General features: G+C 42.0%; 16 protein-coding genes. 10 read left to right on the top strand and 6 right to left on the bottom strand.

The genetic code is table 11. The features are described 5' to 3' along the window. The first annotated feature begins 83 nt into the window (after nucleotides 1-83). Nucleotides 84-2,318, top strand: a complete 2,235-nt coding sequence (locus tag ACQ4LT_RS08855; protein ID WP_445665673.1) for a S9 family peptidase — start codon at nucleotides 84-86, stop codon at nucleotides 2,316-2,318. A 72-nt stretch (nucleotides 2,319-2,390) separates the two neighbouring features. Here ACQ4LT_RS08855 and ACQ4LT_RS08850 read toward each other — a convergent pair whose 3' ends face one another. After that, the gene (locus ACQ4LT_RS08850; RefSeq protein ID WP_445665672.1) at nucleotides 2,391-3,302 is read right to left on the bottom strand and encodes a mechanosensitive ion channel family protein; all 912 of its coding nucleotides are present in this window, start codon (nucleotides 3,300-3,302) and stop codon (nucleotides 2,391-2,393) included. Nucleotides 3,303-3,556: 254 nt separating this feature from the next. Between ACQ4LT_RS08850 and ACQ4LT_RS08845 the strand changes: the two genes are divergently transcribed. Continuing rightward, nucleotides 3,557-3,985, top strand: a complete 429-nt coding sequence (locus ACQ4LT_RS08845; RefSeq protein WP_445665671.1) for an OsmC family protein — start codon at nucleotides 3,557-3,559, stop codon at nucleotides 3,983-3,985. A 139-nt stretch (nucleotides 3,986-4,124) separates the two neighbouring features. Beyond that, the gene (gene rlmN, locus ACQ4LT_RS08840) at nucleotides 4,125-5,237 is read left to right on the top strand and encodes a 23S rRNA (adenine(2503)-C(2))-methyltransferase RlmN (protein ID WP_445665670.1); all 1,113 of its coding nucleotides are present in this window, start codon (nucleotides 4,125-4,127) and stop codon (nucleotides 5,235-5,237) included. On the opposite strand, the gene lepB is transcribed toward rlmN, so the two are convergent. The 5 genes from lepB to ACQ4LT_RS08815 all read right to left on the bottom strand — a co-directional run bounded on the left by lepB (nucleotide 5,234) and on the right by ACQ4LT_RS08815 (nucleotide 9,954). Further along, nucleotides 5,234-6,331: a signal peptidase I gene (lepB, locus tag ACQ4LT_RS08835; protein WP_445665669.1), complete on the bottom strand. Its 1,098-nt coding sequence runs from the start codon at nucleotides 6,329-6,331 to the stop codon at nucleotides 5,234-5,236. The two genes, rlmN and lepB, sit on opposite strands and share 4 nt — an antisense overlap. 25 nt (nucleotides 6,332-6,356) lie before the next feature. After that, nucleotides 6,357-6,989 carry a hypothetical protein gene (locus ACQ4LT_RS08830; protein ID WP_445665668.1) on the bottom strand — a complete coding sequence of 211 codons (633 nt, stop codon included), beginning with the start codon at nucleotides 6,987-6,989 and terminating at the stop codon, nucleotides 6,357-6,359. 14 nt (nucleotides 6,990-7,003) lie between these two features. After that, the gene (gene lepA / locus ACQ4LT_RS08825) at nucleotides 7,004-8,818 is read right to left on the bottom strand and encodes a translation elongation factor 4 (RefSeq protein WP_445665667.1); all 1,815 of its coding nucleotides are present in this window, start codon (nucleotides 8,816-8,818) and stop codon (nucleotides 7,004-7,006) included. 170 nt (nucleotides 8,819-8,988) lie between these two features. Then, on the bottom strand, nucleotides 8,989-9,264 hold the full coding sequence (locus tag ACQ4LT_RS08820; protein ID WP_445665666.1) for a YkoF family thiamine/hydroxymethylpyrimidine-binding protein: 276 nt from the start codon (nucleotides 9,262-9,264) through the stop codon (nucleotides 8,989-8,991). A 561-nt stretch (nucleotides 9,265-9,825) separates the two neighbouring features. Beyond that, nucleotides 9,826-9,954: a hypothetical protein gene (locus ACQ4LT_RS08815; protein WP_445665665.1), complete on the bottom strand. Its 129-nt coding sequence runs from the start codon at nucleotides 9,952-9,954 to the stop codon at nucleotides 9,826-9,828. Nucleotides 9,955-9,988: 34 nt separating this feature from the next. Here ACQ4LT_RS08815 and hisG point away from each other — a divergent pair, with 34 nt between their 5' ends. From hisG to ACQ4LT_RS08780, 7 genes are all read left to right on the top strand, one after another. Next, entirely contained in the window at nucleotides 9,989-10,870 is an 882-nt protein-coding gene (gene hisG / locus ACQ4LT_RS08810) for an ATP phosphoribosyltransferase (protein WP_445665664.1), read from the top strand. Between the two features lie 79 nt (nucleotides 10,871-10,949). Next, on the top strand, nucleotides 10,950-12,245 hold the full coding sequence (hisD, locus tag ACQ4LT_RS08805) for a histidinol dehydrogenase (protein WP_445665663.1): 1,296 nt from the start codon (nucleotides 10,950-10,952) through the stop codon (nucleotides 12,243-12,245). Nucleotides 12,246-12,262: 17 nt separating this feature from the next. Beyond that, a complete protein-coding gene (gene hisC / locus ACQ4LT_RS08800; protein WP_445665662.1) occupies nucleotides 12,263-13,324 on the top strand; it encodes a histidinol-phosphate transaminase in 1,062 nt (353 codons plus the stop codon). Beyond that, on the top strand, nucleotides 13,321-14,211 hold the full coding sequence (gene hisB, locus ACQ4LT_RS08795) for an imidazoleglycerol-phosphate dehydratase HisB (RefSeq protein WP_445665661.1): 891 nt from the start codon (nucleotides 13,321-13,323) through the stop codon (nucleotides 14,209-14,211). The genes hisC and hisB overlap by 4 nt, the downstream gene beginning before the upstream one ends. Before the next feature lies 1 nt (nucleotide 14,212). Beyond that, a complete protein-coding gene (gene hisH / locus ACQ4LT_RS08790) occupies nucleotides 14,213-14,812 on the top strand; it encodes an imidazole glycerol phosphate synthase subunit HisH (protein WP_445665660.1) in 600 nt (199 codons plus the stop codon). Nucleotides 14,813-14,959: 147 nt separating this feature from the next. Next, complete coding sequence (locus ACQ4LT_RS08785; protein WP_445665659.1) at nucleotides 14,960-15,766, top strand: outer membrane lipoprotein-sorting protein; 807 nt, start codon at nucleotides 14,960-14,962, stop codon at nucleotides 15,764-15,766. Between the two features lie 3 nt (nucleotides 15,767-15,769). Next, nucleotides 15,770-16,993, top strand: coding sequence for an ABC transporter permease (locus ACQ4LT_RS08780; RefSeq protein WP_445665658.1), 1,224 nt, complete (start codon nucleotides 15,770-15,772; stop codon nucleotides 16,991-16,993). The last annotated feature ends 2 nt before the right edge of the window (nucleotides 16,994-16,995 follow it).

Here is a 16,995-nt window from a genome sequence, read left to right as displayed (position 1 = left end):
TAAATTTTAATTTGTACCGGATTTCAATTATTAATTTCTTCAACTCTTACAAAAGAGTTTTTCTCTAAATAGATATCAAAAAAATGAAATATTCATTCTCTCTGTTTTTCAAAACGTTGGCTCTCAGTTTCTTGATAGGAGCTTTTATACTTCAACAACCCACTTTAGCCCAGGATAAACAGCGTTATTCCAGCGTCAAAGAAGCCCTCTCAAAAAGCAGTCAGCTTAGCGGTTCCAACGGACCCCGAAATGTCAACTGGATTGACGACGGCAACCGATACTCGTACATGGAATTCAACGAGGAAACGGAAAATATGGAGATTCGCGCATATGATCCCGCTTTGGAAGAAGATGAACTTATCTTCAATAGCGCCAACCATACGTTTCCGAAATCCGATTCCACCTTCGAATATTCTTCGTTTCAATGGTCAGATGATTCAAAATACTTAGTATTTCAATCGAACTTCCGACCGGTATATCGCCGTTCGGGTATTTCTGATTACTATCTATACTCCGTTGAAGATGGATCGCTCGATCTACTCGTAGAAGATGCGCGTACGGCAGAACTTTCCCCTGACGGAAGCAAGATCGGCTATGAACGGGACGGAGATCTCTTCGTATATGACCTGGAAGCCCAAGAAGAAACACAGCTTACCAACAGCGCCAAAGAATATTTTTATAACGGACGGTTTGGCTGGGTCTATGAAGAGGAATTTGGTTTGGCCCAGGCATGGACATGGTCGCCCGACAGCAAAAAAATTGCATACTGGCAAACCGATGAACGCCATGTCAACATTTTTCAAATGACCGATTATTCCGGACAGCATCCTGAATACGAAAAAATTCCCTATCCTAAAGTGGGCGACGAAAATCCCAAGGTAAAAATCGGGGTTATAAACGTGGAATCAGGGGAACAACAGTGGATGGATACACCAACTGATGGCTACATTCCGCGAATTTACTGGACGGCTGACGAGAATAAACTGGCTACCGTACATTTGAATAGAGCCCAAAATCACTTGAAGCTGTTTTTCAACGATATCAATGATGGTGAACGACGACTGGTTATGGATGAACAGTCTGATGCCTGGATCGATGTATTCGACTTTTTTGCCGGCATTGATCACCTGTTCTTTTTCCCCAAAGACAGCAAGGAATTTTTCTGGATTTCGGATAGAAATGGCTGGAGTCATATCTATCGCTATGGTTATGACGGTACCGTCAAAAATCAAGTCACCAATGGAAATTGGGAAGTAACCTATGTTCACACAGTAGATTACCGCAATAACAGAATCTACTACACCTCCACCGAAGAATCACCGCTGGAACGGCATCTGTATTCCGTCAACTTTAGCGGCCGTAATAAAACCAAGCACACCCAGACAGAGGGAACGCATAACATCAGCATGGGGTCGGATAGCAAGTTTTATATCGATCGCTATTCAAATACTTCAACTCCAACACAGGTTGAACTCTGGAGTACGAGGAATGGAAAATTGGAAGTTCTTGAGGGTAACACATCTGTGGAAGATTTTACAGAAAAACATGTCTATTCCCCTCGCGAACTGTTTTCTTTTACAACCTCCGACGGGCAGAAATTAGATGGCTACATGATTAAACCCGTTGATTTTGATCCTAATAAAAAATATCCCCTGGTACTCAATATTTATGGTGGTCCCAGTGCACAGGGCGTTTATAACAGCTGGGAATCCGGCGGATGGAACCAATACCTGGCACAGGAAGGCTACGTTATTGTGAATGTGAATAATCGGGGCAGCGGGGGCTACGGATCAGAATTTGAAAAGATTGTTTATAAGCAGCTCGGTAAATGGGAAGCCAACGATTTTGTTGAAATGGCCCAATTTATGGGTGATAAAAGTTGGGTAGACAGTAACAGAATGGCGATGCGCGGACACAGCTATGGTGGCTACATGACAACCTATACTCTTTTTAATTATCCCGATGTGTTTGACGTCGGTATTGCTACAGCACCCGTTACCGACTGGCGATTTTACGACAGTATTTATACTGAACGGTATATGGGGCTAATCGAAAACAATAAGGACGGTTATGAGCAAAGCTCATCCATAACACACGCTCAAAATCTAAAAGCCAATCTCTTGCTTTCACACTCTACAATGGATGAGAATGTGCACGTTCAAAACACTATGCAACTATTAACCGAACTCACAGGAAATGGACAAGAAGTTGACTTGCAGATTTTTCCTCCCGGTGCTCACGGCGTAGCCTTTAATACTGCAAGCTATTATCTACTCTATACCTCCTATGTGGATTATCTTAATCGCTACCTCAAATAGCGAATCACAATTTTTACAAAAGTAAAAGGCCGAGCTTAATACTCGGCCTTCTTTTAGATACTTCCTGAGCTTCTACGATTTTTGGGCTTCCCCTATCATTGTATTCAGCTTTTCGCCTCCCCGAACTCCAAAATCCAGCGTACGTATGGGAAATGGAATCATAATATCAGTTTCTTCAAATGCTTTCATAATAGCTATTATAGCATCGCTACGGGCAGACAAAAAATCAGAATTTGATTTAAAATTCACCCAAAAACGAATTTCAAAGTTAATTGAGCTTCCGCCAAATTCCTCATAATAAAATTCGACTTCTTTGTCATCATCATAATTATCCAGTGTTTCAATCGCTTCAATGGCAACTTCTTTCGCTTTCTCAAGATCATCGCCGTAAGATACACCACATTCCAGATCAATGCGTCGTACTCCACTTGTTGTATAATTTTCTAATGGATTTTCAAAAACACTTTTATTTGGGATATAAACGATTTGCCCCTGTGGAGTGCGGATAATGGTATTGCGAAGATTCATCTTTTGCACCGTTCCATAAAAGCCATTGGTTTCAATAATATCTCCAATGCCAAACGGATGGCGGATAGATAAAATAACTCCGGAGATAAAATTCGAGGCAATATCCTGAAATGCAAAACCTAATGCCAAACCAATAATACCGGCACCGGCAAGAAGTGATGTTACCGCCCCATCAAGCTTAAGAACGCTCAAAGCGATAAAAACCCCAATACCAATTATTATAATCCCAACAATTGTTTCCAGTAAATTGATGATTGTTTTATTGCTGGTCGTCTTCTCCAGCATATGTTTTACACCTCCGCGGACAAGGCGCCCGAGTATGAAAAACGCAATCAAAATAAGCAATGCTACTACAAGATTCGGTAACATTGCAATAGTTGTTTCAAACCAATTCATCAATTTTTCTGTGAGTGTACTATATACATCCACAAATTCCGCTTCCATTTCTTGATTCATCAGTAATAAGTTTTTTATTGCAATTAATTCGAGCCCGCTCCAAGTTCAAACCCTTAGAATTAAATACGAAAAAAGATCGTTCATTTAAATAATGATTTTTCGATTTAACCACTAATTCCTGCTTTTCCTCTTTTCCCTAATCATTAATCTATCAATGTAGTCTCAAAACAATTCTAATATCTCTCAGGAATGTCAGAAGGGAATAAGCTGTTCTTATATCTCATATCAAAAGTTTAACCGAAAATTATTTATCTATGCCTACACGTAAAGCAAAAGCAAGCTGGAATGGAGATCTCAAAAATGGGAACGGAAACATGTCGTTTGGAAGCGGAGCCTATAAAGGTTCCTATTCATTCAAATCCCGTTTTGAGGATGGCACCGGCACCAATCCGGAGGAACTCATTGGGGCCGCTCATGCCGGGTGTTATTCAATGGCTCTTTCTGCTGATTTAGCCGAAGCCGGATATACTCCCGAAGCCGTAACAACCAACGCTGATGTCGCTCTCGAAATGATAGATGGCGATCCTGCAATAACTACGATCACCCTAAACATAACGGCCAATATTCCTGACATCGAAGAAGATAAATTTCTGGAATTTGCCGAAGGAGCTAAGAAAAATTGCCCGGTTTCAAAAGCATTAGCAGGGGTCAATATTAAGCTTAATGCAACGCTCGACAATTAAAACTCTTTTTTACTGACAATTATTTCGGGGATGTCTTTTGAGGCATCCCCCTCTTTTAATTTGTAATAGTCATTATAACGCTAAAAAATCATTACTCTTTGTTTAACAAACGTGCTATAGGATTTGTATCTTTAAAGATATGAATACACAAACCGATATCGACGAAAAAACCAATCTAAAAAATTTAACTAAGGAAGAACTGCAGGAGTTTACCGAAGAACTCGGACTTCAATCCTTTCGCAGTGATCAGCTATTCCAATGGCTGTATCAAAAAGGCGTACACAGCTTTGATGAGATGACCAATCTCTCCAAAGATTTGCGTTCACGTCTCAAAGAAATAGCAAAGGTCCCAACTATTGATTATGTCACCCACCAGGAATCTGAAGACGGAACCATAAAGTTTCTTTTCAAACTGCAGGGTGAAGAAGATCATAAGGTTGAGGCTGTACTCATCCCTGACTTTTATGAGGATGGGGCTGCCAACAGGCTCACGGTTTGTGTTTCATCACAAGTGGGATGCGTATTCGGCTGCTCATTTTGCGCTACAGGCAAGATGGGATTTTTCCGTAGCCTAACGCACGGTGAAATCGTCGATCAGGTACAATATATTGCCGAGCTCTGCGAAGAACGATTCGGCAAAGGCATTACCAATATTGTATATATGGGGATGGGCGAACCCCTCCATAATTATGAGGCCGTCGTTAATTCTGCGAATATAATCACTGATGAGCTTAGCATTGGCCTTTCACCCAAACGTATCACCGTATCTACGGTAGGACTCACCAAACAGATCAAGAAGCTGGCCGACGAGCGTCAGCCATTTAACTTGGCAATATCGCTGCATGCGGCTAATGATGAAAAGCGCGATGAGATTATGCCTATCAACAACTCGATGGGATTAGATAAATTAAAAGAGGCTGTTCAGCATTATTACGACAAGCTGCACCGGCCTATCACGTACGAATACCTGCTTTTTGATGAGTTTAACGATAGTCCCGAAGATGCACAGCAGCTCGCTGATATTGTGCAGTGGGCACCCAGCAAGGTAAATATCATCATGTATAATGATGTGGCTGGGGTAGCACTAAAACGAGCCCGTGAACAACGCCTTGATGCCTTTATGCAGGAACTTGTGTCACGAGATGTAACAGCTACCGTTCGACGGAGTCGTGGTGACGATATCGATGCAGGATGCGGACAGCTTGCCATCAAAGAAGGTCACCCAATGGGAAAAACTATCCGCAAAAATTAATCGTGGATAAAGTTTAACAGTCGACCAAAACGCGGCAGCATGCGTTCACTATCCCACGAAAAGTAAATTATGCCTGCTTTACCTACGATGTGAGTTTGTGGGACAAATCCCCAAAAACGACTGTCCTCACTGTCATCGCGATTATCTCCCATCATAAAGTAATAATCCTGCTGAATAGTATATTTATTCGTCGTATCCCCATTGATTACAAACTGATCACCATTTCGCTCTACATTATTTTCTTCGTAACGAGTAATAACATTTTGGTATATATGGTAGTTATCAGGCGTTAACGTAACCGTCTGCCCATCAAATGGAATAACAATCGGTGGAATGTGATGGTGATTATTAAAACCAGACGAAAAGCTGAAATCACGTCGATTAAATTCATTGAAATCCTCCGGTAAAACGAATAGCTCTACATTATTAACTTCGGGCCAATCACTTATTTTTTCAGCTACATCCCGGGGCATCGTCACCCTATATGATCCCTGATTTTGTGATCCTATAAGCCGACCTCCCGCTGCCTCAACCTTGGCCGGACTCAGTCGTACCCGATCGCGAACCGAAACAACGTACGTTCGCTGAATACCCTCGAACGATTTTGCCTCGTCTCCATTAACAAAAAGTTCCGCATCATCAACAGTAACTGTATCACCGGGCACGCCAACAGCACGTTTAATATAGCTTGTTTTAGCCGAAATAGGATCTAAATCAATGGGATAGTTGAAGACAACAATATCATTGCGTTCAACTTCACTAAAGCCAGGTAAACGTGTCCACGGAATTACTGCACCGGGCATATAAATATTCGTAAACGGCACCCCCAACACCATCGGTGTTCGGGATCCATAACTAATTTTAGAAACAATTAGGAAATCTCCCGTTAACAGGGTTTTCTCCATTGAAGGCGTAGGAATACGATAGGCCTCAAATAAAAGAGCACGGATTATTATTGCTGCCACTGCTGCAAAAAGCAGTGCATCCATCCATTCCCGAAGCCAACTTTTTGCCTTCTCGTTCTCTTCTCCTTTTCGCCGTTTTCTTTGAGATCGCCGTTCCTTGCGTTCTTCTTTTGATAATTGATCTGCCAATGTTACTCCTTATTAATAATCTAAATTAATCTATACTCATTCCTTCAGGTGAGTCAATCTCTTCAGTTCTAAACTTCCCATCCTCATATTTAACAATAAACCACTGCTGTTTTTCCGGAGAATAAAAAAAATCTTCATACTCACCGAACCTCTTAACCGACATTAACTTTTGTGCAAATTCCCTTTTAATTTGAGGCATTAAGTCAACGTATTTGCTTGCCCCGCCATATGTCAAACCGCTCCCAAACGGTCCGTTCCAGTCTAATACCATCAAAGGAATACTGTCATTAACCATAAACCAATACTCAAATTGTATGGCTTTACCAAGTCTAAAGTTGTCCTTATTGATTAGATCTTCGAGCGTTTGCGTAGGGTCGCCAAACAGAGCCTGTAACCGAGCTCTAATTTCATTGGTTTGCCGATCATCAAGTTTCGTATCTTCGTATAATCCTTGGCCGGTTAAGCTAATATCCCGGGTCTGTCGCTCAAACTTAGCACGCTTTTCTTGGGTTATTTTTTCAAATTCTGCGGCCTCAAACTGAGCATGAGTCGGTAATGATGTCAGAATTAATAAAATGGTTACAATTCCAGTGATAACCATTTTCGAAAAAGGAAAGCTTGAAGCTTCTTTAACTGAATCAAAAAATGTCCTGTCCATTATCTAATATTGCATTAATTATTATTGTCATCATCCATAGAGAGTACCGCCAAAAATGCATCCTGAGGTACTTCAACAGTTCCTACCTGCTTCATACGTTTCTTCCCCTCTTTCTGTTTCTCAAGGAGTTTGCGTTTTCGTGAAACGTCACCGCCATAACATTTAGCCGTCACATCTTTTCGGATGGCCGGAATAGTTTCACGGGCGATAACATTATTCCCGATAGCCGCCTGGATGGGTACCTCAAACTGGTGACGGTCTATTAGCTCTTTTAGTCTCTTACACAGTTTACGTCCCAGATCATAGGCTTTATCCCTATGAACTATGCTCGATAACGCATCAACCGGTTCTTTATTTAATAAAATATCCAATCGCACCAGATCCCCCTCTCGATATTCCAAGAAATCATAATCAAGAGAAGCATATCCGCGCGTTCCGCTTTTTAAACGATCATAAAAGTCGAAGACCACTTCGGCCATGGGCAGCTCGTACTTAATTTCTACGCGCTGACTCTGCATATGAAGCTGATTTATATATTTGCCCCGCTTCTCCTGGCACAGGGTCATTACCGGACCGATATAATCCGAAGGCGTTAAAATACTGGCCTTGATATAGGGTTCATAAACCGCCTCCACTTTGGCAGGATCAGGCATATCATTTGGGTTATCAACCACTACCTTTTTCTGTTCACCTCGTTCCGTAATATGTACCTCATATTCTACATTGGGAACCGTGGTAATGATATCAATATCAAACTCGCGGTCGAGACGCTCCTGCACTATCTCCATGTGGAGCATTCCCAGAAACCCGGCACGAAATCCAAAGCCCAGAGCTTCCGATGTTTCCGGCTGATAAGTCAGCGAAGCATCATTAAGCTGCAGCTTTTCCAGTGCCGATCGCAAATCCTCAAAATCATCCGATTGCGTGGGAAACAAGCCGCTAAATACCATCGGCTTCGGCTCTTGATATCCGGGAATCGGTTTTTCTGCAGGATTATCTGTTCGCGTTACCGTATCACCAACACGAGCATCCTGTAGCGATTTTACACTTCCGACAATATATCCCACATCACCGGCCTCAAGCTTTTCGGTCTTTTCCTTTTCGAGTTTTAAAAATCCTATTTCTTCGGCTTCGTACTCCTTATCCGTTGCCATAAAACGGATGCCATCACCTTTGTTAAGGGTTCCCTGCATCACTCGAACATACACAATAGAACCACGATAACTGTTGAACACAGAATCAAAAATAAGCGCCCGCAAAGGCTTCTCAGTCTCTTGCTCAGGTGCCGGAATACGTTCTACAATCGCCTCAAGCAACTCATCAACGCCATCACCGGTTTTCGCCGAAACTTTCAATATCTCATCATGGGTACAACCAATAAGATCTACAATCTGTTGCCCGACTCCTTCAACATCGGCACTCGGTAAGTCAATCTTGTTAAGCACCGGAATAATTTCAAGATCCTGATCGATGGCTTGATACAACGTAGAAATCGTTTGAGCTTCTATGCCCTGCGCTGCATCTACAACAAGCAACACCCCTTCGCAAGCTTTTAACGCCCGTGATACCTCATAGGCAAAATCAACATGACCAGGGGTATCGATCAAATTAAAAATCACATTCTCACCATTCGGACGTTCATAGTCCATCCTGATGGCGTGACTCTTAATCGTAATACCACGCTCACGCTCCAGATCCATATCGTCAAGAATCTGTTCCTGCATTTCGCGCTCGGTGATAGCACCGGTACGCTCCAAGAGTCGATCTGCGAGCGTGGATTTGCCGTGATCAATGTGGGCAATAATACTAAAGTTGCGAATCTGGGTCATAAAGATGTGCTTAAAGCACTATTTTTGCTTGCTCAAAAGAACGCTAAAGATACAAAAATGACAATGGCATTGCAGAAAATATTCAACTATAGGGTTTTAAAAATATTTCATTAAAAAACCCAATACCGGTCAGGCATTGGGAGTATTAATTTTTTGAATAATCCTAAGAATTACGCTTCCGGAATATCGAGTGGATCCTCTTCCTCCGACTCCGGACTAAGCAGCTCAACATGAAACCGGAACTCTTCCTTTTCTATCGTCATCGTATCATACATCTCACGGATCAATTCAAAAACAACTTCCGTTTCACCGCGCACACTTGTCGACATATAATTTACATCCACCTCAACATCATGCTGGGCCACCAGTTCAAGCAGGTAATCAATACTTTCTCGCGGGTCTGAGGCTTTGAGTGGAATATAGGTAAATTGGGCAGTTGTAATCATAATAGAATATCTGTTATCAGTTTCAATTATTGGGTAGTAAGAATAGCCTTTTAGCAATAATACTTCAATCGCTTAATAACAAAATTATGAGTTCATTTACCGAGCCTCAAAATAACATCAGAAATATCGGAACAATGGAATCGTATTACCATTTAAATGGGGCTAATCAGATATCACAGAAAGATTCCTTTTATGCATAAACGAATTGTTCATAACCCCGTTATTCAACTTACTTTATTTACGTTAACGATTATTGCCTTTGTAGCTGCCATATCTGCATAGCTTAATCTGCAGGATATTAAGCAGGGGCGTTTTCAACATCCGTATTCATCAAAATTGTTAGTACAGTATCAGACAATACGCAACTGAATAAAAATTCCAACTAAGGTCATTCATTTACCCATCAAGGTGAAATGAACAGTCACAGGCTCTTGCCAAATGGCAAGGGCCTTTTTAATTGCGGAATGATTCTCTCATTCCTCCAGTTAACTGCAATCAATATTAAAAGAGATCCTTTTAATAAAATTCAAAAATTGATTGTGGAAGAATTCCTTAAAAATCTTATCTTTGGCCTGATGCAAAAACAAAGCCTACATATATCTCTCCATTCTCACCTCCATCACGGCGGTTGGCCCCGTCAATAGCATCACTTTGTGTAGCTGTAGCTACATCGTCTTTTCTACTTTTCAAACACTTTTCCCAAAAAAATTAATAACTATTTGTTATGCAACGCACTGCTGACTCTACTACTTCTTTACGTATTGCCATTCAGAAATCAGGTCGGTTGACCGACAAAACCATTGATCTGCTCAAAGGTATCGGTCTCCGTTTTGATGACTATAAACGAAACCTGCTTGTAAAATGCCGCAATTTCGACGTTGAACTTCTCTTGATACGGGATGATGACATTCCCGAATATGTACAGGATGGGGTCTGTGACCTCGGATTTGTAGGTGCTAATGAGACACAGGAAAAAGGTGCTAATATCACTGTTCTCCGCGGACTTGATTATGGGGTCTGCCGCCTTTCACTGGCCGCTCGCAAAGACGGTGATATTCAATCTACACAAGATTTTGAAGGCAAGTCGATAGCTACGAGCTATCCTAATTTAACGCGAAATTTTTTCGAGCAGAGAGATATCAATACAGAAATTGTAACCATTTCGGGAGCCGTAGAAATTGCGCCCCGGCTTGAAGTAGCCGATGCCATCTGTGATCTTGTTTCTACCGGAAATACACTCAAAGCTAACGGACTTCAGGAGCTGGAAACGATATTAGAATCTGAAACCCAGCTGATACGTACGAATAAAGAACTTTCTCCCGGCAAGCAACAGCTTATCGAAAAGTTTCTGCAGCGCATGGATGGTCACCAGCAGGCCGAACGCAGCCGCTATATCATGATGAATGCCCCGGAAGAAGCCGTTCCCAAAATCAAGGAAATTATTCCATCCCTCAAGAGTCCCACAGTAATGCCACTGGCCGATAATGGCATGGTCGCTATTCATACGGTCATCCCTATTGATGAATTCTGGGTTGTAATGGAAAAACTGAAAGCAGAGGGAGCAAGTGGTATTGTTATACTTCCCATTGAAAGTATGATTTTATAATTATCGAGTGAAAAGTGAGAAGCAAAAAGTAAGATGATTTACCATATCTTTACTTCTTGCTTCTTAAACATGGTATCCTATGAAAAAATATTCTTACAAAAATTTATCTGACGATGAGTTCAAACAACTCTGTCAGCGACCTAAAATGGATTTCCGATCCATATTCGGGAAGGTGAATCCAATTATTCAAAAGGTAAAACAAGAAGGCAATGCGGGAATAAACCATTTTACACAGCAGTTCGATGGTGTAATCCCTGATCCGCTCGTCATAAATCCTGCTAAACAACAGGTATCGATTGATGATAATATCAAAAAAGCAATAGATACTGCTTTTGATAATATTTACCGGTTTCACAAAGCCCAGCTACCCAAACCCCTGGAAGTAGAAACAATGCCGGGCGTGCAATGCAAACGAGTTGCTCGTCCCATTGAGCGTGTGGGATTATATGTACCAGGCGGCACTGCTATTCTCCCCTCTACCCTGATGATGCTTGGCATCCCCGCTATGCTGGCCGGATGCTCAACGACAGTGGTGGCAACACCCCCTAAAAGCGATGGCTCTATTGCAGATGAAATTCTGTATATCGCGAAAAAAATTGGAGCAACACACCTTTTAAAGGCAGGCGGAGCACAGGCTGTAGCCGGAATGGCTATAGGTACTGAATCTGTTCCCAAAGTGGATAAAATTTTGGGACCCGGAAATCAATATGTAACTGCTGCAAAAATGATACTGCAAAATAGTGAAGCCCAGATCGCTATCGATATGCCGGCCGGACCGTCGGAAGTGCTTGTCATTGCTGATGGATCAGCCAATCCTGCATATGTGGCGGCTGACCTTCTATCCCAGGCCGAGCACGGTAAAGATAGTCAGGTGGTATTAGTAGCTACCGAAGACTTTGATCTACATGATTGCTTGCAAGAAATCGAGCATCAGCTTACTGAGCTACCGCGTCAGGATATTGCTCGTAAATCAATAAAGCAAAGCTTTACTGTTACGGTAAATAATCTCGATGAAGCACTTGAGTTCTCGAACCGGTATGCTCCCGAACACCTGATATTGCAATGCGAGAATCCCGAGCAGTATGAGGATAAAATCATGAATGCCGGATCGGTATTTTTGGGAGAGTGGACACCCGAAAGTGCCGGTGATTACGCATCGGGCACCAATCACACGCTTCCTACTTACGGTTATGCACGGATGTTCAGCGGCGTTTCTGTTGATTCCTTTTTAAAACAGATCACGATGCAGCAAATTACAGCAGATGGATTAAAAAACGTGGGTCCTACCATTGAAAAGCTGGCAGAATTGGAAAAGCTGGAGGCACACAAAAGTGCTGTTTCAATCCGTCTAAAAGACATCATTCAAAACACTTAAAGATTTTTTAGCACATTATGAATCGCTCTTTTGATCTTCAAAAAATCATTCGTCCCAATATTAAAAAGTTGGTTCCATACCACAGTGCCCGCGAAGATTTTGGCGAAGGGCTACTGCTTGATGCCAACGAAAACAGCTTGGGTACTCCATTTCCCGACGATCAACAGTTGCATCGCTACCCTGATCCCAAACAGACCAAACTACGAGACCTTATCGCCGAATGGCGGGGCGTTCGTACTCAAAACGTATTTACCGGCGTCGGCAGTGATGAAGGGATCGACCTGCTCTATCGCATTTTCTGTGGGCCTGGGCAAGACCGCGTACTAACGACTCCGCCCACCTACGGTATGTATAATGTATCCGCAAATATTCACGACATCTCAGTTGATCAGGTACTGCTGGATGAGGAAGGCTTTCAACTCCCGGTAGATCAAATTTTGGAGACAGTAAAACCGAATACAAAAATGCTTTTTTTGTGCTCTCCCAACAATCCTACCGGAAACACATTTGCAACAGAAGATATCCGCACATTAATTAAAGAATTTCAGGGCATCGTTATCCTCGACGAGGCCTACATCGACTTCAGTAATCGAGAAAGTTGGGCCCCAAAAGTAGTAGATTATCCGAATTTAGTAGTGCTTCAAACCCTCTCCAAGTCATTCGGATTAGCCGGCATTCGGCTCGGAATTACCTATGCACAGGAAGAAATCATTGATTACATGATGAAAGTAAAGGCACCGTATAACATCAATAAATTAACGGCGGAAAAGGCGATCAAGGGATTGCAAAACTGGGAGACCGTCCAATTTCGAGTTGATGCCATAAAGAAGGAACGAAAACAGCTTAAAGACAAGTTGGAACAACTGAAAATGGTACAACACGTTTATGAAAGCGAAGCTAACTTTTTGCTGACAAAATTTACCGATGCCCAAATGGTCTATAAGCAACTTGCTGATCAGGATATCATTATCAGATATAGAGGCAATCAACCGCATTGTAAAAACTGTTTACGCATTACCGTAGGAACCCCGGATGAAAATGAACGATTAATTTCAGCTTTAAAAAAATTAGGATCATGAATATTAGAATTTCTACGGAAGCTTTATCCGATACCGATCCCAATCTACTTTGGAGCGGTGCTTTATACGGCCTGAAACGACTGCAAGAATTTGATCATCAACTCTACTTTCTCGTAGAGGATTTATCCAAACAGCAGCAGCTACTTCTCGAGAACGAAAAAATAGCACCCATAAAAACCTTGCCTGACACCATTGACCTACAGATTATTACCGAAAACAATGATCTTAATGCATTAGACAACGACGGATCAGAAATTGAATCAGCACCGGACTGGATCGCGCTCAGCAATAAAATATGCTTTCCTACCCGGAAAGCTTCTGAAGAACGGACTACCGCAGAAACTGATATCAGTATAGCTGTTAATCTTGACGGCACCGGGCAAAGCGACATTGCTACCGGACTTAATTTCTTTGATCACATGCTGGAACAGATTGCCAAACACGGACTCATCGATTTAGACCTTTCCTGTGATGGTGATCTGGAGGTCGATGAACATCATACCATCGAAGATGTGGCCATCACCCTGGGAAAAACCATCAACAAAGCACTGGGCAATAAAATTGGAATTCAGCGGTATGGATTTGCGTTGCCTATGGACGAAACCCTGGCGACCGTAGCACTGGATTTTTCAGGCCGGCCCTACTTAGAGTTCGATGGTTCTTTCAAAAGAGAAATGGTCGGTGACCTTCCCACAGAAATGGTCGAGCATTTCTTCTATTCACTGGCTATTAATCTGCAAGCAACACTGCATATTTCTATTGACGGAAAGAATGATCACCATAAAATTGAAGGATGCTTTAAAGGATTTGCACGATGTCTACGGGCTGCTGTCAGCCGCAATGAACGAAACTTAAACGTATTACCGAGTACAAAGAACTTATTATAAGATGATCGCAATTATTAATTACGAAGCTGGTAATCTTGCTTCTGTATCCAACGCTTTAAAACGGCTTAATGAAGAACATATCATTACTGATAGACAAGATGAACTCGAGCAGGCAGATGGTATTATCTTTCCCGGCGTTGGCCACGCGCAACCAGCCATGCAATCTCTACAAAAAAATGATCTGGATAATTGGATCAAAGAAACAGAAAAGCCGGTGTTAGGCATCTGCCTGGGAATGCAGCTGTTTTATGATTCGTCCGAAGAGGGCGAATCTAAGGGTTTGGGCATTATTCCTGGCAATCTAAAAAAGTTTGATTCCTCTAAGGCTAAAGTACCCCACATGGGATGGAATACCTTTTCAAATATTCATACCCATCCTTTGATTGATTCGCTCACCAAAGAACATTATTTCTATTATGTGCACAGCTTTTATGCCCCTGTAAATGAATATACAGTAGCAACCTGTAATTACACTCAAGATTTCACCTCAGTAGTATGCAAAGATAATTTTTGGGGCGTCCAGTTTCATCCCGAAAAGTCAGGGAAAGTCGGATCGCTATTGCTGCAAAACTTTCTGCAGCATGTTCATAAAATTGAATAAGGAAACATAGAATAGTTCTTCAGTTTTTTAGTCGCCTCTCTTCCATTTATTTCAAAAAAATTATCCTTTTTTTGCATTCAGAGTTTGTACCGTTTACATTTTAATTGAATATCCATTCAATAGATGTAGATGATCTTTCACATAAAAATGCAATACGTCATTTCTCGTTCGAATTTCACAATTTTCACGAAGCGATTTGCTGCTCTCCTTTCCGGAATTTTAGCCACTGTAATACTTTTTACGACTTTACCCTTATCAACATTCGCCCAGGATGCTACCGAAATTATCAAAAGAGCTGATAAAAAGATGCGGGGCGAAAGCTCTCGTGCTGAAATGACAATGGAAATTGTCCGCCCAACCTGGGAACGCCGCGTTTCAATGAAAGCATGGAGTTTAGGTGAAGACTACAGCCTTATTTTGATTACAGCCCCTGCTCGCGATGAAGGTTCGGCCTACCTAAAACGCGAAAATCAAATCTGGCACTGGTTACCTGACATTAATCGAACCGTAAAACTTCCACCTTCAATGATGAGTCAATCCTGGATGGGATCTGACTTTTCCAACAACGATCTGGTTCGAGAATCATCTATCGTAACAGATTATACGCATACTTTGGTGGGAGATTCAACAATAAACAATTACGATTGCTATAAAATCGAGATGATTCCCAAACCTAATGCGCCGGTAGTATGGTCAAAGGTTATTTCTTTTGTGTCGAAGGATAACTACCTACAACTACGCACCGAATTTTATGATGAAAACCAAGAAATAATCAGACTGATGGAAGGTTCTGAAATTAAGGACATGGGGGGACGTACAATCCCAACCCGGCTGGAAATGATTCCGCTGCAAGAAAACGGCCAAAAAACCATTATGACCTATGAGAATATAGAATTTGATATCGACCTCTCAGAACGGTTTTTCAGTATTCAGAATATGAAGAGGGTAAAATAGAAAATGCTATCTGTAAAACTGGCCTGGCGAAATATCTGGCGTAATAAACGACGTACGTTCATCACCATGACATCTATCGCCATTGCCGTATTATTATCAGCGGTGATGCGATCGATGCAGGAGGGACAATACAAAGATATGATCGATACCACCGTGGGCAGCTTTAGCGGTTATGCTCAAGTTCATGCAAACGGCTATTGGGATGATAAAACGCTGGAAAACAGCTTTGTCGCGAATGACTCACTACTGAAAACAATCATTCATTCAGATGGAGTCACAGCTTTAGTTCCCCGAATTGAATCATATGCGCTGGGAGCTGGGAAGCAACAAAGCCGTCCGCTAATGGTTTTAGGAATTGATATTAATGCCGAGCAGCATTTGATAAATCCACAAGAAAGAATCCAATCGGGCAACTATTTTAAACAAAATAATGAACAGTCGGCTATTGTAGGTCGTGATGTTCTACAGCGACTCAATATACAGCTGGGTGACAGCCTCGTATTACTTGGACAAGGGTTTCGAGGGAGATCTGCTACCGGATTATACCGCGTGAAGGGAACAGTAAATCTGCCCAATCCGGAACTAAATAAAAGTCTCGTTATGCTCCCACTGCATACAGCACAGCAATTTTTAGTAGCGGGCAATCGGCTAACATCTGCTTCTTTAGTTGTCGACAATCCCGAGCGTATTCAACCTATAGTTCAAAATATCAGAGACAAGTTATCAACCGAAAACTATGAAATTATGGCCTGGCAAGAGCTAATGCCCGAGTTAGTTCAGGGAATCGAAATAGATCGGGTGAGTGGTTATATCGTGTTGGCAGTGCTTTACATGGTAGTAGGTTTTGGCATACTCGGTACCCTCTTGATGATGATCAACGAACGAACCTACGAATTTGGAATTATGCTTTCGATCGGCACTCCTCGGCACAGACTTGCTTTGATTCTGGCAATCGAAATTTTAAGCATAGCAATGCTGGGCAGTATCGCAGGTATTTTATTGAGTTTGCCTGTCGCTTGGTATTTCAATTTAAACCCTATCAAGTTTACCGGAGATATGGCTGCTACAATGGAAAACTACGGTTTACAACCCATGCTCCAGTTTTCAACCGACCCATCGATATTTGTTTGGCAGGCCGTTATCATTTTTATCATCACGCTCTTTTTTAGTTTGATTCCGGTTATCAAAGCCAGCAGACTTAATCCCGTTAAGGCAATGAGAGGGTGATC

This window comes from Fodinibius sp. AD559 (genome assembly GCF_052712805.1).
Note: the sequence above shows the minus strand (reverse complement) of the source record. Positions and strands in the feature narration are given on the sequence as shown.

Bases quoted from the DNA above. Each gene is read 5' to 3' on its own strand.
- hisD (WP_445665663.1), top strand. From the start codon at position 10,950: ATGAAAAAATATTCTTACAAAAATTTATCTGACGATGAGTTCAAACAA.
- rlmN (WP_445665670.1), top strand. From the start codon at position 4,125: ATGAATACACAAACCGATATCGACGAAAAAACCAATCTAAAAAATTTA.
- ACQ4LT_RS08830 (WP_445665668.1), bottom strand. From the start codon at position 6,989: ATGGACAGGACATTTTTTGATTCAGTTAAAGAAGCTTCAAGCTTTCCT.
- hisB (WP_445665661.1), top strand. From the start codon at position 13,321: ATGAATATTAGAATTTCTACGGAAGCTTTATCCGATACCGATCCCAAT.
- ACQ4LT_RS08785 (WP_445665659.1), top strand. From the start codon at position 14,960: ATGCAATACGTCATTTCTCGTTCGAATTTCACAATTTTCACGAAGCGA.
- ACQ4LT_RS08850 (WP_445665672.1), bottom strand. From the start codon at position 3,302: ATGAATCAAGAAATGGAAGCGGAATTTGTGGATGTATATAGTACACTC.
- ACQ4LT_RS08855 (WP_445665673.1), top strand. From the start codon at position 84: ATGAAATATTCATTCTCTCTGTTTTTCAAAACGTTGGCTCTCAGTTTC.
- ACQ4LT_RS08845 (WP_445665671.1), top strand. From the start codon at position 3,557: ATGCCTACACGTAAAGCAAAAGCAAGCTGGAATGGAGATCTCAAAAAT.
- lepA (WP_445665667.1), bottom strand. From the start codon at position 8,818: ATGACCCAGATTCGCAACTTTAGTATTATTGCCCACATTGATCACGGC.
- hisG (WP_445665664.1), top strand. From the start codon at position 9,989: ATGCAACGCACTGCTGACTCTACTACTTCTTTACGTATTGCCATTCAG.
- ACQ4LT_RS08820 (WP_445665666.1), bottom strand. From the start codon at position 9,264: ATGATTACAACTGCCCAATTTACCTATATTCCACTCAAAGCCTCAGAC.
- hisH (WP_445665660.1), top strand. From the start codon at position 14,213: ATGATCGCAATTATTAATTACGAAGCTGGTAATCTTGCTTCTGTATCC.
- hisC (WP_445665662.1), top strand. From the start codon at position 12,263: ATGAATCGCTCTTTTGATCTTCAAAAAATCATTCGTCCCAATATTAAA.
- ACQ4LT_RS08780 (WP_445665658.1), top strand. From the start codon at position 15,770: ATGCTATCTGTAAAACTGGCCTGGCGAAATATCTGGCGTAATAAACGA.